This is a genomic window from Streptomyces sp. AN091965, from assembly GCF_022698285.1.
Classification (GTDB): Bacteria; Actinomycetota; Actinomycetes; order Streptomycetales; family Streptomycetaceae; genus Streptomyces.
Window position 1 is genome coordinate 5,862,232 of record NZ_JALDMY010000001.1, and the last position, 15,450, is coordinate 5,877,681.

The following is a 15,450-nucleotide window of genomic DNA, read 5'->3' on the forward strand; positions in this document are numbered from 1 at the left end:
CCCGCGCCCCCAGGCCTGAACGCCGGTGCCGCCGCCCCCGCCGGGGACGGCGGCACCGGCGTTCTCACGTCCGCCGTGTCGTGCGCACCGGCTGCCCCGGCTTCCACAACTGCACGGCCAGATATTTCTCGTCCTCGACGGCCGTCCGTACGACCTCCGTCAGCTCCACCCGGAACAGATGGAACGCCGACGGGTCCGGCGGCCGCACCTCGTCCGTGTACCGCTTCACCATCGCCGGGTCGCGCACCTCCACCGCCCGGCCGGAGATCCGCACGTCCCCGCCGCCCATCTCCGTGCCCGACCCCGGGTTCGCCTGGAGCGTGCACCGCGGATCGCGCCGCAGGTCGAGCGCCTTGAGTGAACCCGGCATCATTCCGAGCCACAACTCGCCGTTCAGGAACCTGACTTCCAGTCCCGACGTGCGCGGTGACCCGTCCTTGCGCAGCGTCGCCAGAACGTGGTGCGTGAACGTCCCGAACCGCTCCTCCACCGTGCGGGCCAGCTCGGGTTCCGCGGTCGCGAACGCCTTCCAGTTGTCTGTCATGCCGACAGTCTGACCCCGATACCCGACACCTTCTGTCTCCTTTTGCTGCCCACCGCGCTACCGCCCGGCACACCCGGCTCCAGACTCTCTTCACAGAAGGCCCCTGTCGCCCTTCGCTGACCGGCGGTAACTTCCGCTCCGTACGATCAGGGACGGAGGACAGATGCGGGCGCCCACACCCATACCCGTCGAGCGGCTCCACTTCGCCATGCCCCCGGTGCACGACAGGCCGGAGGACGAACGGCGCCACCGCAAGGAACGGCTCGCCGGTGCCCTGCGCGTCTTCGGCCGCCTCGGCTACGAGGACGGCGTCTCCGGCCACATCACCGCGCGCGACCCGGAACACCCGGACTGCTTCTGGGTGAACCCCTTCGGCATGCCCTTCAAGCACGTCACCGTCAGCGATCTCGTCCTCGCCAACGCGACGGGGCAGGTCGTGGAGGGGCGCCACCACGTCAACCAGGCCGCGTTCACCGTCCACGCCGAGGTCCACAGGGCGCGGCCCGACGCCGTCGCCGTCGCGCACTGCCACTCCGTCCACGGCCGCGCCCTCGCCGCCCTCGGCGAACTCCTGGAACCCATCACCCAGGAGGCCTGTGCCTTCTACGAGAGCCATGCCCTGTACGACGTCTATACGGGTGTCGCCGTGGACGCCGTCGAGTGCCGCCGCATCGCCGCTGCCCTCGACGACCGCAAGGCGCTCATCCTGCGCAACCACGGCCTGCTCACCGTGGGCGGCTCCGTCGACGCCGCCGCCTGGTGGTTCATCTCCATGGAACGGTCCAGCCAGGTCCAACTCGCCGCCCGGGCCGCGGGCCGCCCGGTGCTCATTGCCCACGAAGAGGCCGTGCGGACCCGGGAGCAGCTCGGCGGCGACCTCGTGGCCTGGATCAACTACCAGTCCCTGTGGCAGGACATCAGCCGCTCCGAGCCCGATCTGCTCTCCTGAACCCGCCGCACCCACCGCCCGGCCGGGCCCGCCCGGACCCCACGTCAACACGCGTGACCTCCGACCACCCGCGCTGACCTGACCCGCGGAACGCGCACAGGCGTCCGTGCGGCACAATTCCCAGTCATTGCAAGGTAGTTCGCGGGCGCGTGGGCGGCGGCAGAGCCGGTCACGAGTTCGATCACGGCCTCGGCCGAGGGCGGGGAAGGCGGGGTACGCGGTGGCGGTGCAGGAAGCCAGGCAGAGTACGCACGGGGGTGGCTGCACGTGCGGCGACTGCCCGCACGGCGCACGCGAGGGGCACCGGCGCGCCGTGGCCGCATTCCTCGCCAAGCGAGACGAGTTGGCGGCCGGGCACGGGGTGCCCGCGGCCGTCGTGCACTCGGCGGGCGCGTCCCGCCAATGGGTGTCGGACGAGCTGACCCAGTCCGCCAGGGCCGTCGCCGAACGCGGGCGCGCCGAAGGGGCGGCCTGGCTCGCCCGGCTGTGGCGGTACACCCTCGTCGCCGTCTGGACGGGCGTCGTCGCGCTGCTGCTCGTCCAGGCGCTCACGGCCGTCGGCAGCGGCTGGACGGACACGCGCACGGCCGGACTGCTCGCGGCGCTCGCCGTGGCCTTCCTGCTGTCCGGTGCCGCGTATCTGCACCGCGCGCGCGGGGGCGTGCTCGCGCCCGTCATCGGTGAGGACAACCGTCTGTCCACCTCGCGTGCCGTCGCCGCCTCCTGGGTGTTGCTCGTCGTCTTCGCCGTGCTCGTCCTCGCGGGTGAACTCGCCGCCGCCGCGGGTGACGAGGAACGTGACGCCCTCATCGACGGCCTCCAACTCGACCGCGTCGCGGGTCTGGTGACCGTCCTCGCCGTCGTCTGTGCCGTCGCCGTGCTCGTGCGGCGGGTCGTGGGCCTCAGGGTCCTCGCGCAGAAGCTGCAGAAGGTGCGCGCCGACCGGCCCAGGGCCGCCGATCTCCTCACCGACGACTCGGGCCGCGGCCACTTCGCGGACGCCCAGTACCTCCTCGTCAGCACCGCAGCCGTCGTCTTCGTCGCCGTCCGGCTGGCGCGCCGCCCCGAGCAGCTGCCCGACCTGCCGTGGGGGCTCGCCCTCCTCGTGCTCGTATCGGCCGCCACATACGTGGCGGGCAAGTACTCCGAGGGCGGCCGACCCGTGATCCTGTCCGTCGTCCGGGCCCGGGAGGCGGGCGATCTGGACGCGCCGATCCGCACCGGCGACGACATCGAGATCCGCGGCGCGGGCTTCGTGCCGCCCGGCGCGCAGAACGCGGACCGTCTCGCCCGGATGGCCGTCCGCATCGGCGCCGTCCACGTCCACGTGCCGCTCGTGCCGGTTGCCGGGGGCTTCACCAACCCCTCGGACACCGTCCTGACCGTGCCCGTGCCCGTCGACGTCGAGCCCGGCCGCGTCGACGTCCAAGTGATCACGGCGGCAGGTGTCGAGACCAACCGCTGCACCATCGACGTGACGGACTGACCGCCCCGCCGCACCCGCTTGCGCACGGACCGCGCGATCCACCGCCCGGCAGCCCGCACCGCGCCGAATGGACGCATGTGCTCCCCCTTCCGCGTGCCCGGAACCGCCAACCCCCCGTGGTTTCCGGGCACACCTCACGCGATCCGCCGCACGCCACTGAGCGGCGGCTCCCTTTCCTACGTATCGTCAGTTGACGGCTCAACGGGAGAGGCGGCGGACAGCCATGGTTCACGGCATGCGCACGGACACCCACACCGGCTATGCCCGGCGGAACGGCTGGCGGGACACCGCCACCCGCTACGCCCTGCTCCCGTTGAGGATCTTCCTCGGTGTCACCTTCATCTACGCGGGCCTGGACAAGCTCACCGACAGCGCCTTCATGAAGGCGAGCGGCGACGGCTCGATCGGCGAGCAGATGCACAACATCCGCGACATCTCCGCCCTCCCCGAACTCGTCGACCTCGCCCTGAAGAGCCCCGTCGGCTTCGGCTACGCCATCGCCCTCGGCGAACTGGCCGTCGGCATCGGCACCCTGATCGGCCTGTTCGCCCGGATCGCCGCGCTGGGCGGCGCGCTGATCTCGCTCAGCCTCTGGCTGACCATGAGCTGGTCCGCCGAGCCCTACTACTACGGCAACGACCTCGCCTATCTGATGGCCTGGCTGCCGCTCGTGCTCGCCGGGGCGTCCTTCCTCTCCGTCGACGCCTGGATCGCCCAACGCCGCGATGCCTCCGGGCTACGGCTGCGCTAGCCCCGGCCCGACTCGCTCGTGTGCGTCTCGCCCGGGCCCATGGTGCGCCTCCCGTCCTCGCGTGTGCCGGTGCGGGCCCGGCGGCCCTTGCGTATGCCGTGGGCCACGGTCGCCGTGGCGCCCGCGAGGCACAGACCTCCCGTCACGATCGGGATGATCACGAACCAGGGCGTGTCCCACAGACCGCCCGCGTCGCCCGCGTAGACGAGCCCGGCGAGCGTCACGAAGAAGCCCCCGACCAGCCGCCCCGGCTGGAACTCATGACGCAGCACGTGCCACCTCCGCCTGTCCGATGCCGACCTCGAGCCGCAGGTCGAGCGTGCCTTCCCCCTTGACGCCCGCGGGCGGGTCCAGCGTCACCGTCTTCTGCTTGTCGGGGGCGATGTCCACGTCCTGGCTGTCGTCGCTCGGCAGCTGGATGTCTCCGACACCCACCTCGATCCTCAGGTCCACCTTGGTGTCCTCGGGCACGATCACCTTCAGCTTTCCTGCGCCCACCTCCGCCCGCGTGCGCACCGTCTGGTCCTTGCGGAGGTCGACCCGGCTCAGGTCCAGGGTGGCGACGCCCGTCCCCAGCTCGTACCGAGGGCGGATGTCCGAGGCCGTGGCCGGGGTCCAGTCCTTGCGTATCCAGTCCGCCGTGATGTTCTTCGGCAGGGCCGCTGAGGTGGCGACGAGGGCGGCGGTGATCACCGCGAGCAGGATGGAGCCCGTGCCCGTGCGCCCCAGGAACGAGCTGATCGCGATGCCGAGGCCGAGGACGGCGAGCGCACAGGCGAACCCCGTCTGCAGGCTGGTGCCGAGCGGCTGGTCCTCCCAGGTCAGGCTCGTGCCGAGGCCGGCCGCGAGCAGGGCGGCCAGGAACACCCAGCCGCCGATCCAGCGGGGCCCGCGGCGCCCTGGCGGCTCCTTGTCCAAGGGAGGCGCGCCCCACGCCGAGGTGTGCCCCGGGGGCGGCTGGTACTCCACCGCGATCGGCTCGGGGCCCCAGAAGTACTTCGGCGGGCCCTCCTCGCCGACGGGGGTGCGCCACCAGGACGGGGCCCCGGTGACGGGCGGCGCCTTCGTCTCGGGCGGGGCGTCCGCGACGGCCTGGGCGGCCGCGGGGTCGGGGTCCGGGGTGCCGCGCTGCCGCGACCAGTACCCCGCGCCCGCGAGGAGGACGCCGAGGACAGCCGCGAAGGTCAGCGCCCCGCTGTTGCCGATCAGGGTCAGGAACACGCCGCAGCCGACGAGGGCGAAGAGGACGGCGGTCAGGGCGTGGCCGTCCACGCGGGCGGTCAGCAGCCGTCGCGCCTCGTTCTCCTCCTCTCCCTCATAAGGGATGAGCAGCCAGGCGAAGCCGTAGAAGACCAGACCGAGACCGCTGGTGACCGCGAGCACGGCCAGGCCGATGCGGAAGATCACCGGGTCCATGTCGCAGTGCCGGCCGAGGCCCGCGCACACGCCGCCCAGCTTGCGGTGCCGGGGGTCGCGGCGGAACTTCCGCTCGCGCGCGACCTCCGCACCGCCCGGCTCCTCGGCCGTCGCGGACGGATGATCGCGCGGCGGGGCCTGGGGACCCGGCGCGGGCTGCTGATCTGTCATGAGTCCATGGTGACGGCCCCGCCCCGCCCGCGGCAGTCGGGAGAACCCTGGCCGAACCCTGATATCGCCCCTGACGGCCCCGGAGCCGCAACCCTGACGCGGGCCCCACGCCCCGCGACTGCCCGGCTCCGCCCCCGCGACCGCCCGGCTCCCGACCTCGTGACCGGCCCCGAGATCAGGGGAGTCTCGGGGATCGACCCTGATGCCCCCGGCCCCGCCCGCGTGTGACCATCGGTGGCATGCCAGACGCCGCAGCTGTACCCATCGAAGACGAGCGGCCGCTGCGGAAGCTCTATCGCAGCGGTGAGGGCCGCCTGCTCGGCGGGGTCGCACGCGGCCTCGCGGGCCACCTCGGCCTGCCCGTCATCTGGGTGCGGCTCATCTTCATCGGCCTCTTCACGGCGAACGGCCTCGGCGCGCTGCTCTACGCGGCGTTCTGGTTCTTCGTGCCCCTCGGCGTCGGCGGCGTCGGCGCCCAGCGCGCCGCCGTGGTCACCACGGAGACGGCAGCGGACGGCCGCCGCAGACTCGTCGCCCGCAAGCCGGACAAGGGCCAGATCGTCGCGCTCCTCGCGATGCTCGCCGTCGCCATGGTCTTCGTCGGCAGCGTGGACCTCGGCGGCCCGACGAAGGCGTATCTCTGGCCGACCCTGCTCGTCGCCGCCGGTGTCGCCCTCGTCTGGCGCCAGGCGGACAACGCCCGGCGGGCCCGCTGGATGGAGGTCGGCCGCAAGCGCCGCACCCTGACGATCGCCCGGACCGCGGCCGGTGTGCTCCTCGTCGGCGTCGGCGTGTCCGGCATCTTCGTGCTGCGCGGCTCCGCGTCCGACCTGGGCGCGGCCCTGCAGGCGGCGCTCGCCGTGCTCGTCGGCATAGCGCTGCTCGCGGGCCCCTATCTCGTGCGGATGACGCAGGACCTCTCCGAGGAGCGGCTGATGCGCATCCGCGCTCAGGAGCGCGCCGAGGTCGCCGCCCACGTGCACGACTCGGTGCTCCACACCCTGACGCTCATCCAGCGCAACGCGGACAGTCCCGGCGAGGTCCGCCGCCTCGCCCGCGCCCAGGAGCGCGACCTGCGCGCCTGGCTGTACAAGCCGGAGGGCACCGGCAAGGAGGAGGCCGAGGAGCCCGACACCCTCGCCGAGGCGGTCCGGCGCAACGCCGCGGAGGTCGAGGACAAGCACGGCGTCCCCATCGAGGTCGTCGTCGTCGGCGACTGCCCGCTCGACGAGCGCCTGACGGCACAGATGCAGGCCGCGAGAGAAGCGATGGTGAACGCCGCCAAGTACGGTGGCGAGGGCGGCGCGGTGCAGGTCTTCGCCGAGGTCGAGGGGGAGACGGTCTTCGTGTCGGTCCGCGACCGCGGCCCGGGCTTCGACCTGGACGCGGTACCGGACGACCGCATGGGCGTACGAGAATCGATCATCGGCCGCATGCAGCGCAACGGCGGTACGGCGCGGCTGCGCACGGTGCCGGGCGGCGGCACGGAAGTCGAGCTGGAGATGGAGAGGACGGCGGCGACATGAGCGACGCGACCGAAGCGAGCGGACCCGTGGATCCGGCCGCCGGGGCAGCGGAGGCCGGGACCGGCGCCACACGGCGGGTGAAGGTCGTCCTGGTCGACGACCACCGGATGTTCCGCACGGGAGTGCAGGCGGAGATCGGCCAGACCGAGCGCACGGGTGTCGAGGTCGTCGGCGAGGCCGCGGACGTCGACCAGGCGGTCACGGTGATCACGGCGACCCGGCCCGAGGTCGTGCTGCTCGACGTGCACCTGCCGGGCGGCGGCGGGGTGGAAGTCCTGCGCCGCTGCGCGCCGTTGATGGCCGACGCGGAGAGCCCGGTGCGGTTTCTCGCGCTGTCCGTGTCGGACGCCGCCGAGGACGTCATCGGCGTCATCCGGGGCGGCGCCCGCGGCTACGTCACCAAGACCATCACCGGCACCGACCTGGTCGACTCGATCTTCCGGGTGCAGGAGGGCGACGCGGTGTTCTCGCCGCGCCTCGCCGGTTTCGTCCTGGACGCCTTCGCCTCGACGGACGCGGCGCCGGTCGACGAGGACCTGGACCGCCTCACCCAGCGCGAGCGCGAGGTCCTGCGCCTCATCGCGCGCGGGTACGCGTACAAGGAGATCGCCAAGCAGCTGTACATCTCCGTGAAGACGGTCGAGTCGCATGTGTCGGCGGTCCTCAGGAAGCTCCAGCTGTCGAACCGGCACGAGCTGACGAGGTGGGCGACGGCCCGGCGGCTCGTCTGACGGGCCCGCCACGCCCCGCTCCGGTGCCCGGCCCGGCAAGCTCCGCCGCCCGTGCCGACGCGCTGCCCGCCCCGCGACCGTCCGGCGGCGTCCCCGCCCGTCCCGCTCCCGCGCGGCCCTCACGCCACCCGTGTGGCCCCGGCGAACGGCATCTGGTCGATGGGGGCCAGACGGACCGGAGCGCTGGGGTTGGGGGCGTGGATCATCTGGCCGTTGCCCACGTAGAGACCGACGTGGCTGATGCCGGAGTAGAAGAACACCAGGTCGCCCGGCTGGAGTTCGGAGCGTCCGACGCGGCGGCCCGCGTCGATCTGGGCGTAGGTCGTGCGCGGCAGTGAGACGCCCGCCGCGCGGTAGGCGGCCTGGGTGAGGCCGGAGCAGTCGAAGGCGTTCGGACCCGTGGCGCCCCAGACGTAGGGGCTGCCGAGCGCCTTGTAGGCGTACGAGACGGCCCTCGCGGCGCGGGAGTCGGGGGCCTTCACGGTGCCTGCCGGGGCCGCGCCGCGCGCGTCGTCCCGGGACGCCCGGCCGGAGGCGTCGGAGCTGTCGGAGCCCGCTGTGCCACGGGCTTCGTCGCCGCGCTCGGCGCGGGCGAGGCGCGTCCGTTCGTCGGCGGTCAGCCGGGCGAGCAGGCGCTTGGCCTCGCCGAGCTTGCCGGTCACGGTCTTCTTGTGCTTCCGCAGGTCCGCCTGACGGGACTTGAGGGTCCCGAGGGTGTCGTCGGCCTCGGTGTGGAGCTGGTCGAGCTCCCTGACCTGACGCCGTACGTCGGCGACCTCGGCGGCCTGGCGGCGGCCCGCGTGGTCGGCACGGGTGGCCCGGTCGAGGAAGGCGTCCGGGTCGGCGGAGAGCGCGAGCTGGACGGACGGGTCGACGGCTCCGGCGCGGTACTGGGCGGTGGCCAGTGAGCCCAGTCCCTGGCGCGCCGAGTTGAGCCGCTCCGTCTTGCGGGCGGCCTCGCCCCGCAGGTCCCGCAGGGACTCCTCGGCCCGGTCGGCCTTCTCCTTGGCGCCGTTGTACTTCTCGGTGGCGACCTCGGCCTCGCGGTACAGCCGGTCGACCTTGGCCTTCACCTCGCCGAGGGAGGGCCGGGGCTCGGCGTGTCCGGTGCCCTCGAAGGCGGTCGCCGTGGCGGCCGACGCGAGGGCGAGGGTGGCGGCGGTACGGGCCGTATGGCCGCTGAGCGAGCGTTGCTTCGGCTTGCGGTGCTGTGCCACGGAGGCTCCACGTCCTTCCACAGTGGCCAGGTCCGGTGCGGGTCCGGCGGCGCCGCGCACAGGGGGAACGGGGCGCCGCCGGACTTCTCGGCGGTGATGTCCGGCTGCCGTCCCTGGTCCGGACGACGGTGGGGAGCCGGTCACCGGTCATGGACGCTAAACCTCGCCGTCACCGGGTCGTGACCTGTTGTGCGGAAGTGACGCCCGCGGCCCGCTCGTGACCGGGCGCGACCGCTCCGGCGGCCGGTCGGTACCCGCTTCACCCGTTCCTGTGACCGATGTGGTGTTTGGGGTCCACCTGCCTGAAGGGGGGTGATACGGGCCCGGTTAGGCTCCGCCCCATGGACGTACTCATCCATCTCTTCGTCGGCCTGCACATCATCGGCATCGCCTCGCTCCTGGGCGGCTTCCTGACCCAGATGAAGGCGATGGGTGACGGCACGGCTCGCTTCAGCCCCCCGATGCTGCACGGCGCGCTCACCATGCTGATCACGGGCGTGGCCCTGGTCGGCCTGAACCAGGCCGACGACAATGAGGTCAACAACCTCAAGATCGGCATCAAGATGGCCGTCCTCGTCGTGATCCTCGGGCTCGTGTACCTGAAGCGCGACGAGGAGAGGGTGGACAAGGCGATGTTCGGCGCGGTCGGCGCGCTGACGACGGCGAACATCTTCATCGCCGTCCTGTGGACGTAGCCGCCCACCGCCCACGTTTTCGGCCCTCTACGTAGAACAGCGAACCCTCTACGTAGAGGGCCGAAAACGTGTCGCCCTCCTACGGAGATGGATCAGGCGGGCCGGACCACGCTGTGGATCGGCATGTAGTAGATCGACTCGACGCGTACGTTCGCGCCCGGCTTGGGGGCGTGGATCATCTTGCCGTTGCCTATGTAGATCCCTACGTGGCTGATGTCGTCGTAGAAGAAGACCAGGTCACCGCGTTTGGCGCTGGACGTGGACACCTTGGTGCCGACCTTCACCTGGTCCCAGGTGGTGCGGGGCAGTGAGATACCGGCGGTCCTCCACGCGGCCTGCGTGAGTCCGGAGCAGTCGTAGGATCCGGGGCCCGTGGCGCCCCATACGTAGGGCTTGCCGATCTGCTTCTCGGCGAAGCCGATCACCTTCTCGGCCTTCGCGGCGTACCTGCCGTCCGTGCTCCCGGAACCGGAACCGGAATCAGAGTCGGAACCCGATCCCGAGCCGGTACCGGAGCCGGACCCGGTGTCGGAGCCCGACCCGGATCCCGTCCCCGAGCCGCCGTCGGATCCCCGCTCCCGCTCCCGCCGCTCGGCCTCCTCGGCCTTCCGCTTACGCTCCTCCTCCGCCTGTTTGCGCGCCAGCTCGGCGGCTTTGCGCCGGGCCGCCTCCTCCTTCCGCTTCTCGATCGCGGCGAGCCGTGCCTTCTCCTCGGCGGTCAGCTTCGACAGCAGCGTGCGGGCCTCGCCGAGCTTGGTCTGGACGGTCCGCTTGCTCGACTTCAGCTCGTCGCGGGAGTCGCTGAGGGTCCGCAGGCTCTTCGCGGCCTTCGCCCGCTGCTTGGTGGCCGCCACCTGCTGGGTCTGGTAGTCGTCGACCGCCTTCTTCTGGCGGTTGGTGAGCCGGTCCGCGAGGTGGTTCTGGTCGAAGAAGCCCTTCGGGTCGTCGGCGAGCATCAACGCGGCGGTCTCGGAGACGGCGCCGGTGCGGTACTGGGCGGCCGCGAAGGAGCCGAGCTGCCGACGGGCCTCGTTCAGGTCGTCCGTGCGCCCGGCGACGTCGTCCAGGAGCTTGTCGACGTGCTTGCGCTGCTTGTCGGTGCGTTCCTTGGCCGAGTTGTACTTCTGGGTGGCCACGCCCGCCTGGTGGTAGAGGTCGTCGACCTTCTTCTGGACCTCTTCGAGACTCGGTTCGGCGGGCCTGGTGGGCTGCGCGGGGGCGGACGGTGCCGCGTTCGCGCTCTGTGACAGGAGCGCTACGGAGGTCAGCGCGGCCGTCGTGATGCCGAGTGCGGGGGCGCTGCGTGCCAGGGGGGAGCGGGTGCGCGGCTTGCGGTGCGACGCCAAGGGAGGCGACTCCTTCCGTGGACCGCCTACCGGGTTAGCTGTCGGGTTCGGGCGGTTCGGAAGGGCTGCCCTACCGGCCCGTGCGAGGCGCAGCGGGACGGATTCACCCCAGGATCATGGTGGGTCCCCGGCTCCGGACGCGTCGGGATCGGCGCGCGTCGGACTCGGCGGAGGCCGCGCGGCCCGGCGTGGTTCGCCGGTTTGGGGGGACGTGCGGCCCGCGGAGCACGCTAGCCAACTCCTGTGGCGCGGGGGAAGATTGATGTTCGATATGCCCGATACGTTTTCGTGACTTTCCGCACCTGCGCGTGCTTCCCGGCGCCCCCGCGACGCGGCTCACCTGCGGCGTGGCCCGGAGTGAGCGCCCGGTGGCACCCCGTGGACGGTGCCGGGCGGCCGGGGCGGTGGCCGGAACCCGGGGTGGTTTGTCAGTGGGGCCGCCTAGACTCGGGAGGCGATGAGCAGCCTCTTTGACGACAGCTTCCTGGCGGACCTCAAGCCCTCGCAGGGCGCTGAGGAAGAGTCCCCGCCGCCGCCCGAGGACAGCGCTCCGGAGCCGATTCCGGACGACCTGTTCGACGGGAAGTTCGACGCGCCCGCACCCCGGGACGGGTACTACCGGGACGGCGCCCCCCGCCCGGTCCTCGACCCGGCGGCGCTCCTCGACGGGCTGAACGAGAACCAGCGCGCGGCCGTCGTGCACGCGGGCTCCCCCCTGCTCATCGTCGCCGGCGCGGGCTCCGGCAAGACCCGGGTACTGACCCACCGCATCGCGTACCTGCTCGCCGAGCGCGGGGTGCACCCCGGCCAGATCCTCGCGATCACGTTCACGAACAAGGCCGCGGGCGAGATGAAGGAGCGCGTCGAGCAGCTCGTCGGCCCGCGCGCGGGCGCGATGTGGGTGTCGACGTTCCACAGCGCGTGCGTGCGCATCCTGCGCCGCGAGTACAAGAAGCTGGGCTTCACGTCCTCGTTCTCGATCTACGACGCCGCGGACTCCAAGCGCCTGATGGCCCTGGTCTGCCGGGACCTGGACCTGGACCCGAAGAAGTTCCCGCCGAAGTCCTTCAGCGCCAAGATCTCGAACCTGAAGAACGAGCTGATCGACGAGGAGGACTTCGCCGCCCAGGCCGCCGACGGCTTCGAGAAGACCCTCGCCCAGGCCTACGCGATGTACCAGTCGCGCCTCCGTGAGGCCAACGCCCTCGACTTCGACGACCTGATCATGACGACGGTGCACCTCCTGCGCGCCTTCCCGGACGTCGCCGAGCACTACCGCCGCCGCTTCCGGCACGTCATGGTCGACGAGTACCAGGACACGAACCACGCGCAGTACGCGCTGGTGCGCGAGCTGGTCGGCCCCTCCCTGGAGGAGGGCGAGGACGGCGAGGGGCCTGGAGAGCTGTGCGTGGTCGGTGACGCCGACCAGTCCATCTACGCCTTCCGTGGCGCCACGATCCGCAACATCCTCCAGTTCGAGGAGGACTACACGGACGCCACCACGATCCTCCTGGAGCAGAACTACCGCTCCACGCAGACGATCCTCAGCGCCGCCAACGCGGTCATCGAGCGCAACGAGAGCCGCCGCCCCAAGAACCTGTGGACGAACGCGGGCGCGGGCGCCGGCATCACCGGCTACGTCGCCGACACCGAGCACGACGAGGCGCAGTTCGTCGCCGACGAGATCGACCGCCTCACGGACGCGGGCGACGCGAAGGCCGGCGACGTGGCGATCTTCTACCGGACGAACGCGCAGTCGCGTGTCTTCGAAGAGATCTTCATCCGGGTCGGCCTGCCCTACAAGGTCGTCGGCGGCGTCCGCTTCTACGAGCGCAAGGAAGTCCGCGACGTCCTGGCCTACCTGCGGGTCCTCGCCAACCCGGAGGACGGCGTACCGATGCGCCGCATTCTGAACGTGCCGAAGCGCGGCATCGGCGACCGCGCCGAGGCCATGATCGACGCGCTCGCGCAGCGCGAGAAGATCTCCTTCCCGCAGGCCCTGCGCCGCGTGGACGAGGCGTACGGCATGGCGGCCCGCTCGGTGAACGCCGTCAAGCGGTTCAACGCCCTCATGGAGGAGCTGCGCACCGTCGTCGAGTCGGGCGCGGGCCCGGCGGTCGTCCTGGAGGCCGTGCTCGAACGGACCGGGTATCTGGCCGAGTTGCAGTCCTCCACGGACCCGCAGGACGAGACGCGCATCGAGAACCTCCAGGAACTGGCCGCCGTGGCCCTGGAGTTCGAGCAGGAGCGCCAGGAGGGCGAGGCCGGGTCGCTGTCCGACTTCCTGGAGCGGGTGGCGCTCGTCGCCGACTCCGATCAGATCCCCGACGAGGAGGACGACGGCTCGGGCGTCATCACGCTGATGACGCTGCACACCGCCAAGGGCCTCGAATTCCCCGTCGTGTTCCTGACGGGCATGGAGGACGGCGTGTTCCCGCACATGCGCGCCCTCGGCCAGACCAAGGAGCTGGAGGAGGAGCGCCGCCTCGCGTACGTCGGCATCACGCGCGCGCGGGAGCGGCTCTACCTCACGCGGTCCTCGATGCGCAGCGCCTGGGGCCAGCCGTCGTACAACCCGCCGTCGCGCTTCCTGGAGGAGATCCCGGCGGCCCACCTGGAGTGGAAGCGGACGGGTTCCGTCGGCGCGCCCGCCTCGTCGGGGCCCGCCGGGGGAGTGGCGTCCTCGCTGTCCTCGTCGCGCTCGCGCGCAGGGGGCGCGCAGGGCTTTGCCACGCGCCGGGCGGCGGAGAAGCCGGTGGTCTCGCTCGCCGTGGGCGACCGCGTCACGCACGACCAGTTCGGCCTCGGCACGGTGGTCGGCGTGAAGGGCAGTGGGGCGAACGCGGAGGCGACGGTGGACTTCGGCGGGGAGAAGCCGAAGCGCCTGCTGCTGCGGTACGCGCCGGTCGAGAAGCTCTGAGGGGCTCCTCGTGGAGGGGGCTCCGGCCGCCTCCACGAGGAGGGCGGCGGTGCTCGCGTCCGCCTACGTCGGGTCCAGGCCGTGGCTGCGCAGCCACGACAGGGGGTCTATCGCCGAGCCGCCGCCGGGGCGCACCTCGAAGTGCAGGTGGGGGCCGGTGGAGTTGCCGGAGTTCCCGGAGTAGGCGATGGTGTCGCCCGCCTTCACGGGGCCGTTGGAGATCTTGTGCGTGGAGAGGTGGCAGTACCACGTCTCCGTGCCGTCCTTGGCGGTCACGATCGCCATGTTTCCGTAGGCGCTGTTCCACTTCGTGGAGACGACGCCGTCGGTCGCGGCCATCACGGGCGTGCCGTACGACACCGGGAAGTCGATGCCGGAGTGCTGCGACATCCAGTTGATGCCCGCCTGGCCGTAGTACGCGCTCAGGCCGTGCTGGGCGACGGGGAGCGCGAACTTCGGGCGCAGCCGCTCCTTGCGCGCGGCCTCGGCGACCGCCTTCCTGTGCGCGGCGTCCTTGGCGGCCTTGAGGTCAATACGTTCCTGCGTACGGCTCGCGCGGTCGGCGAAGTCGCCCGCGTCGGCCGAGAGGTTGGCCAGCTGCGTGTCGAGCTTGTTGTTCGCGGCGGACGGCTGCACGGAAGCGGTGTCCGGGGCGGAGGCCGCCCGCGTCTCCTTGGTGTCGTCGTCGCCTCCGCTGAGGCCGCTGACCGACGCGGCGGCCACTCCCGCGACGCCCATCACACACGCCGACGGCACGGCGACGGTGAGCAGCGCGGAACGCTTGGCGGGGGAGCGGCGCGACCGGGTGCGGGTGCGCGGGGCGGCGGCGCGCGTGGAGCGAGGGCGCTCGGAGGGGGCGTGCTCGCTGAGGTTCGCATCCGCTTCGATGTCGCCGAGTGCGTCGCCGGGCGTGTCGTCGGCGGTGAACTCGTGCTCGCTGGTGGCCGGTTGGCCGTACGCGGCGGACAGGGTGTCGCCGCTCTCGTAGGCGTCGCCCGTGTCGGGGGCTGTTGCGGCGGTCCCGTCCGTGGCCTCCGCGCCGTACGTCTCGGGCGTCGCGCCGTACGGCTCGTGGCCGCCGTCCCCGTTCCAGGCGGTGGCGTCGTATGCGCCGGTGTCGAAGACCTGGGTGGCCCACTGGCCGGTCTGCTGGGCGTCGGCCCAGGTGCTGGCGTCCCAGGTGGCGGTGGCGTCGGGGCCCGGCTGTGACGGGATGTCCGCGAGCTGCTGGTACCCGCCGGTGTCCCACATGCCCGTGGTGTCGTGACTGCCCGTGTCGTACGGGGAGAGGCCCTGCGGGGCGCCGAACCCGTCGTGGCCGGGGGGCTGCTGGCCCGTGGCCCACTGGCCGGTGTCGTAGGCCTGGCCGGGGAGCTCCCCGAAGAGCGGGTCGGTGGGGAAACCCCCGCCGACCGCGAATCCGGAGCCGGAAGTGTCGAAGACGCCCGTGCCGTCATAGCCACCTGGGGCGTTGAACCCGGTGGCGGCGAAGGTGCCGGTGGCGTAGCCGTCGTACCCGTAGCCGACGTGCTGCGCGCTCTGGTCGTAGGAACCGTAGGGAGCGTAGTCGGCGTCGGGTGCCGGGGCCGGAGCGGGGGTCCCCGGCGGGTGACGGTCGTTCACCAACTTCTCTTTCGCCTCGACAGCATGGGGGCTGGCAGCGCAGTGCCGCGACTGTACCCGGCGGTATGCGGGCGC

13 protein-coding genes and 1 riboswitch are annotated in these 15,450 nt (G+C 72.1%); of the genes, 7 read left to right on the plus strand and 6 right to left on the minus strand.

The features are described 5' to 3' along the window. Nucleotides 1–64: 64 nt before the first annotated feature. A complete protein-coding gene (locus MQV74_RS25015; protein WP_242721293.1) occupies nt 65–544 on the minus strand; it encodes a pyridoxamine 5'-phosphate oxidase family protein in 480 nt (159 codons plus the stop codon). 163 nt (nt 545–707) lie between these two features. On the opposite strand from MQV74_RS25015, the gene MQV74_RS25020 reads away from it, so the two are divergent. The 3 genes from MQV74_RS25020 to MQV74_RS25030 all read left to right on the plus strand — a co-directional run bounded on the left by MQV74_RS25020 (nt 708) and on the right by MQV74_RS25030 (nt 3,730). Beyond that, complete coding sequence (locus MQV74_RS25020) at nt 708–1,493, plus strand: class II aldolase/adducin family protein (protein ID WP_242721296.1); 786 nt, start codon at nt 708–710, stop codon at nt 1,491–1,493. Nucleotides 1,494–1,713: 220 nt separating this feature from the next. Further along, nucleotides 1,714–2,979 (plus strand): hypothetical protein, encoded by a 1,266-nt coding sequence (locus MQV74_RS25025; RefSeq protein ID WP_242721299.1) that lies wholly within the window; start codon nt 1,714–1,716, stop codon nt 2,977–2,979. Between the two features lie 223 nt (nt 2,980–3,202). After that, entirely contained in the window at nt 3,203–3,730 is a 528-nt protein-coding gene (locus MQV74_RS25030) for a DoxX family protein (protein ID WP_374120681.1), read from the plus strand. Here MQV74_RS25030 and MQV74_RS25035 read toward each other — a convergent pair. Continuing rightward, complete coding sequence (locus MQV74_RS25035; protein WP_242721304.1) at nt 3,727–4,002, minus strand: hypothetical protein; 276 nt, start codon at nt 4,000–4,002, stop codon at nt 3,727–3,729. The genes MQV74_RS25030 and MQV74_RS25035 overlap by 4 nt on opposite strands. Next, complete coding sequence (locus MQV74_RS25040; RefSeq protein ID WP_242721307.1) at nt 3,989–5,317, minus strand: PspC domain-containing protein; 1,329 nt, start codon at nt 5,315–5,317, stop codon at nt 3,989–3,991. Before MQV74_RS25040 ends, MQV74_RS25035 begins: the two co-directional genes overlap by 14 nt. A 239-nt stretch (nt 5,318–5,556) precedes the next feature. On the opposite strand from MQV74_RS25040, the gene MQV74_RS25045 reads away from it, so the two are divergent. Both MQV74_RS25045 and MQV74_RS25050 read left to right on the plus strand, forming a co-directional pair. Continuing rightward, nucleotides 5,557–6,843, plus strand: a complete 1,287-nt coding sequence (locus MQV74_RS25045; protein ID WP_242721310.1) for a PspC domain-containing protein — start codon at nt 5,557–5,559, stop codon at nt 6,841–6,843. Then, nucleotides 6,840–7,574, plus strand: coding sequence for a LuxR C-terminal-related transcriptional regulator (locus MQV74_RS25050; RefSeq protein ID WP_242721313.1), 735 nt, complete (start codon nt 6,840–6,842; stop codon nt 7,572–7,574). The genes MQV74_RS25045 and MQV74_RS25050 overlap by 4 nt, the downstream gene beginning before the upstream one ends. A 119-nt stretch (nt 7,575–7,693) precedes the next feature. Here the strand turns inward: MQV74_RS25050 and MQV74_RS25055 are convergent, their stop codons facing one another. Continuing rightward, a complete protein-coding gene (locus MQV74_RS25055) occupies nt 7,694–8,791 on the minus strand; it encodes a C40 family peptidase (RefSeq protein ID WP_242721315.1) in 1,098 nt (365 codons plus the stop codon). A 341-nt stretch (nt 8,792–9,132) separates the two neighbouring features. On the opposite strand from MQV74_RS25055, the gene MQV74_RS25060 reads away from it, so the two are divergent. Further along, nucleotides 9,133–9,486: a hypothetical protein gene (locus MQV74_RS25060; protein WP_242721318.1), complete on the plus strand. Its 354-nt coding sequence runs from the start codon at nt 9,133–9,135 to the stop codon at nt 9,484–9,486. Between the two features lie 92 nt (nt 9,487–9,578). Here the strand turns inward: MQV74_RS25060 and MQV74_RS25065 are convergent, their stop codons facing one another. Next, a complete protein-coding gene (locus MQV74_RS25065; RefSeq protein ID WP_242721320.1) occupies nt 9,579–10,832 on the minus strand; it encodes a C40 family peptidase in 1,254 nt (417 codons plus the stop codon). An 8-nt stretch (nt 10,833–10,840) separates the two neighbouring features. Next, nucleotides 10,841–10,996: riboswitch (cyclic di-AMP (ydaO/yuaA leader) on the minus strand. A 293-nt stretch (nt 10,997–11,289) separates the two neighbouring features. On the opposite strand from MQV74_RS25065, the gene pcrA reads away from it, so the two are divergent. Next, entirely contained in the window at nt 11,290–13,752 is a 2,463-nt protein-coding gene (pcrA, locus tag MQV74_RS25070) for a DNA helicase PcrA (protein WP_242721324.1), read from the plus strand. 63 nt (nt 13,753–13,815) lie between these two features. On the opposite strand, the gene MQV74_RS25075 is transcribed toward pcrA, so the two are convergent. Continuing rightward, nucleotides 13,816–15,375, minus strand: coding sequence for a M23 family metallopeptidase (locus MQV74_RS25075; protein WP_242721327.1), 1,560 nt, complete (start codon nt 15,373–15,375; stop codon nt 13,816–13,818). Nucleotides 15,376–15,450 lie beyond the last annotated feature (75 nt).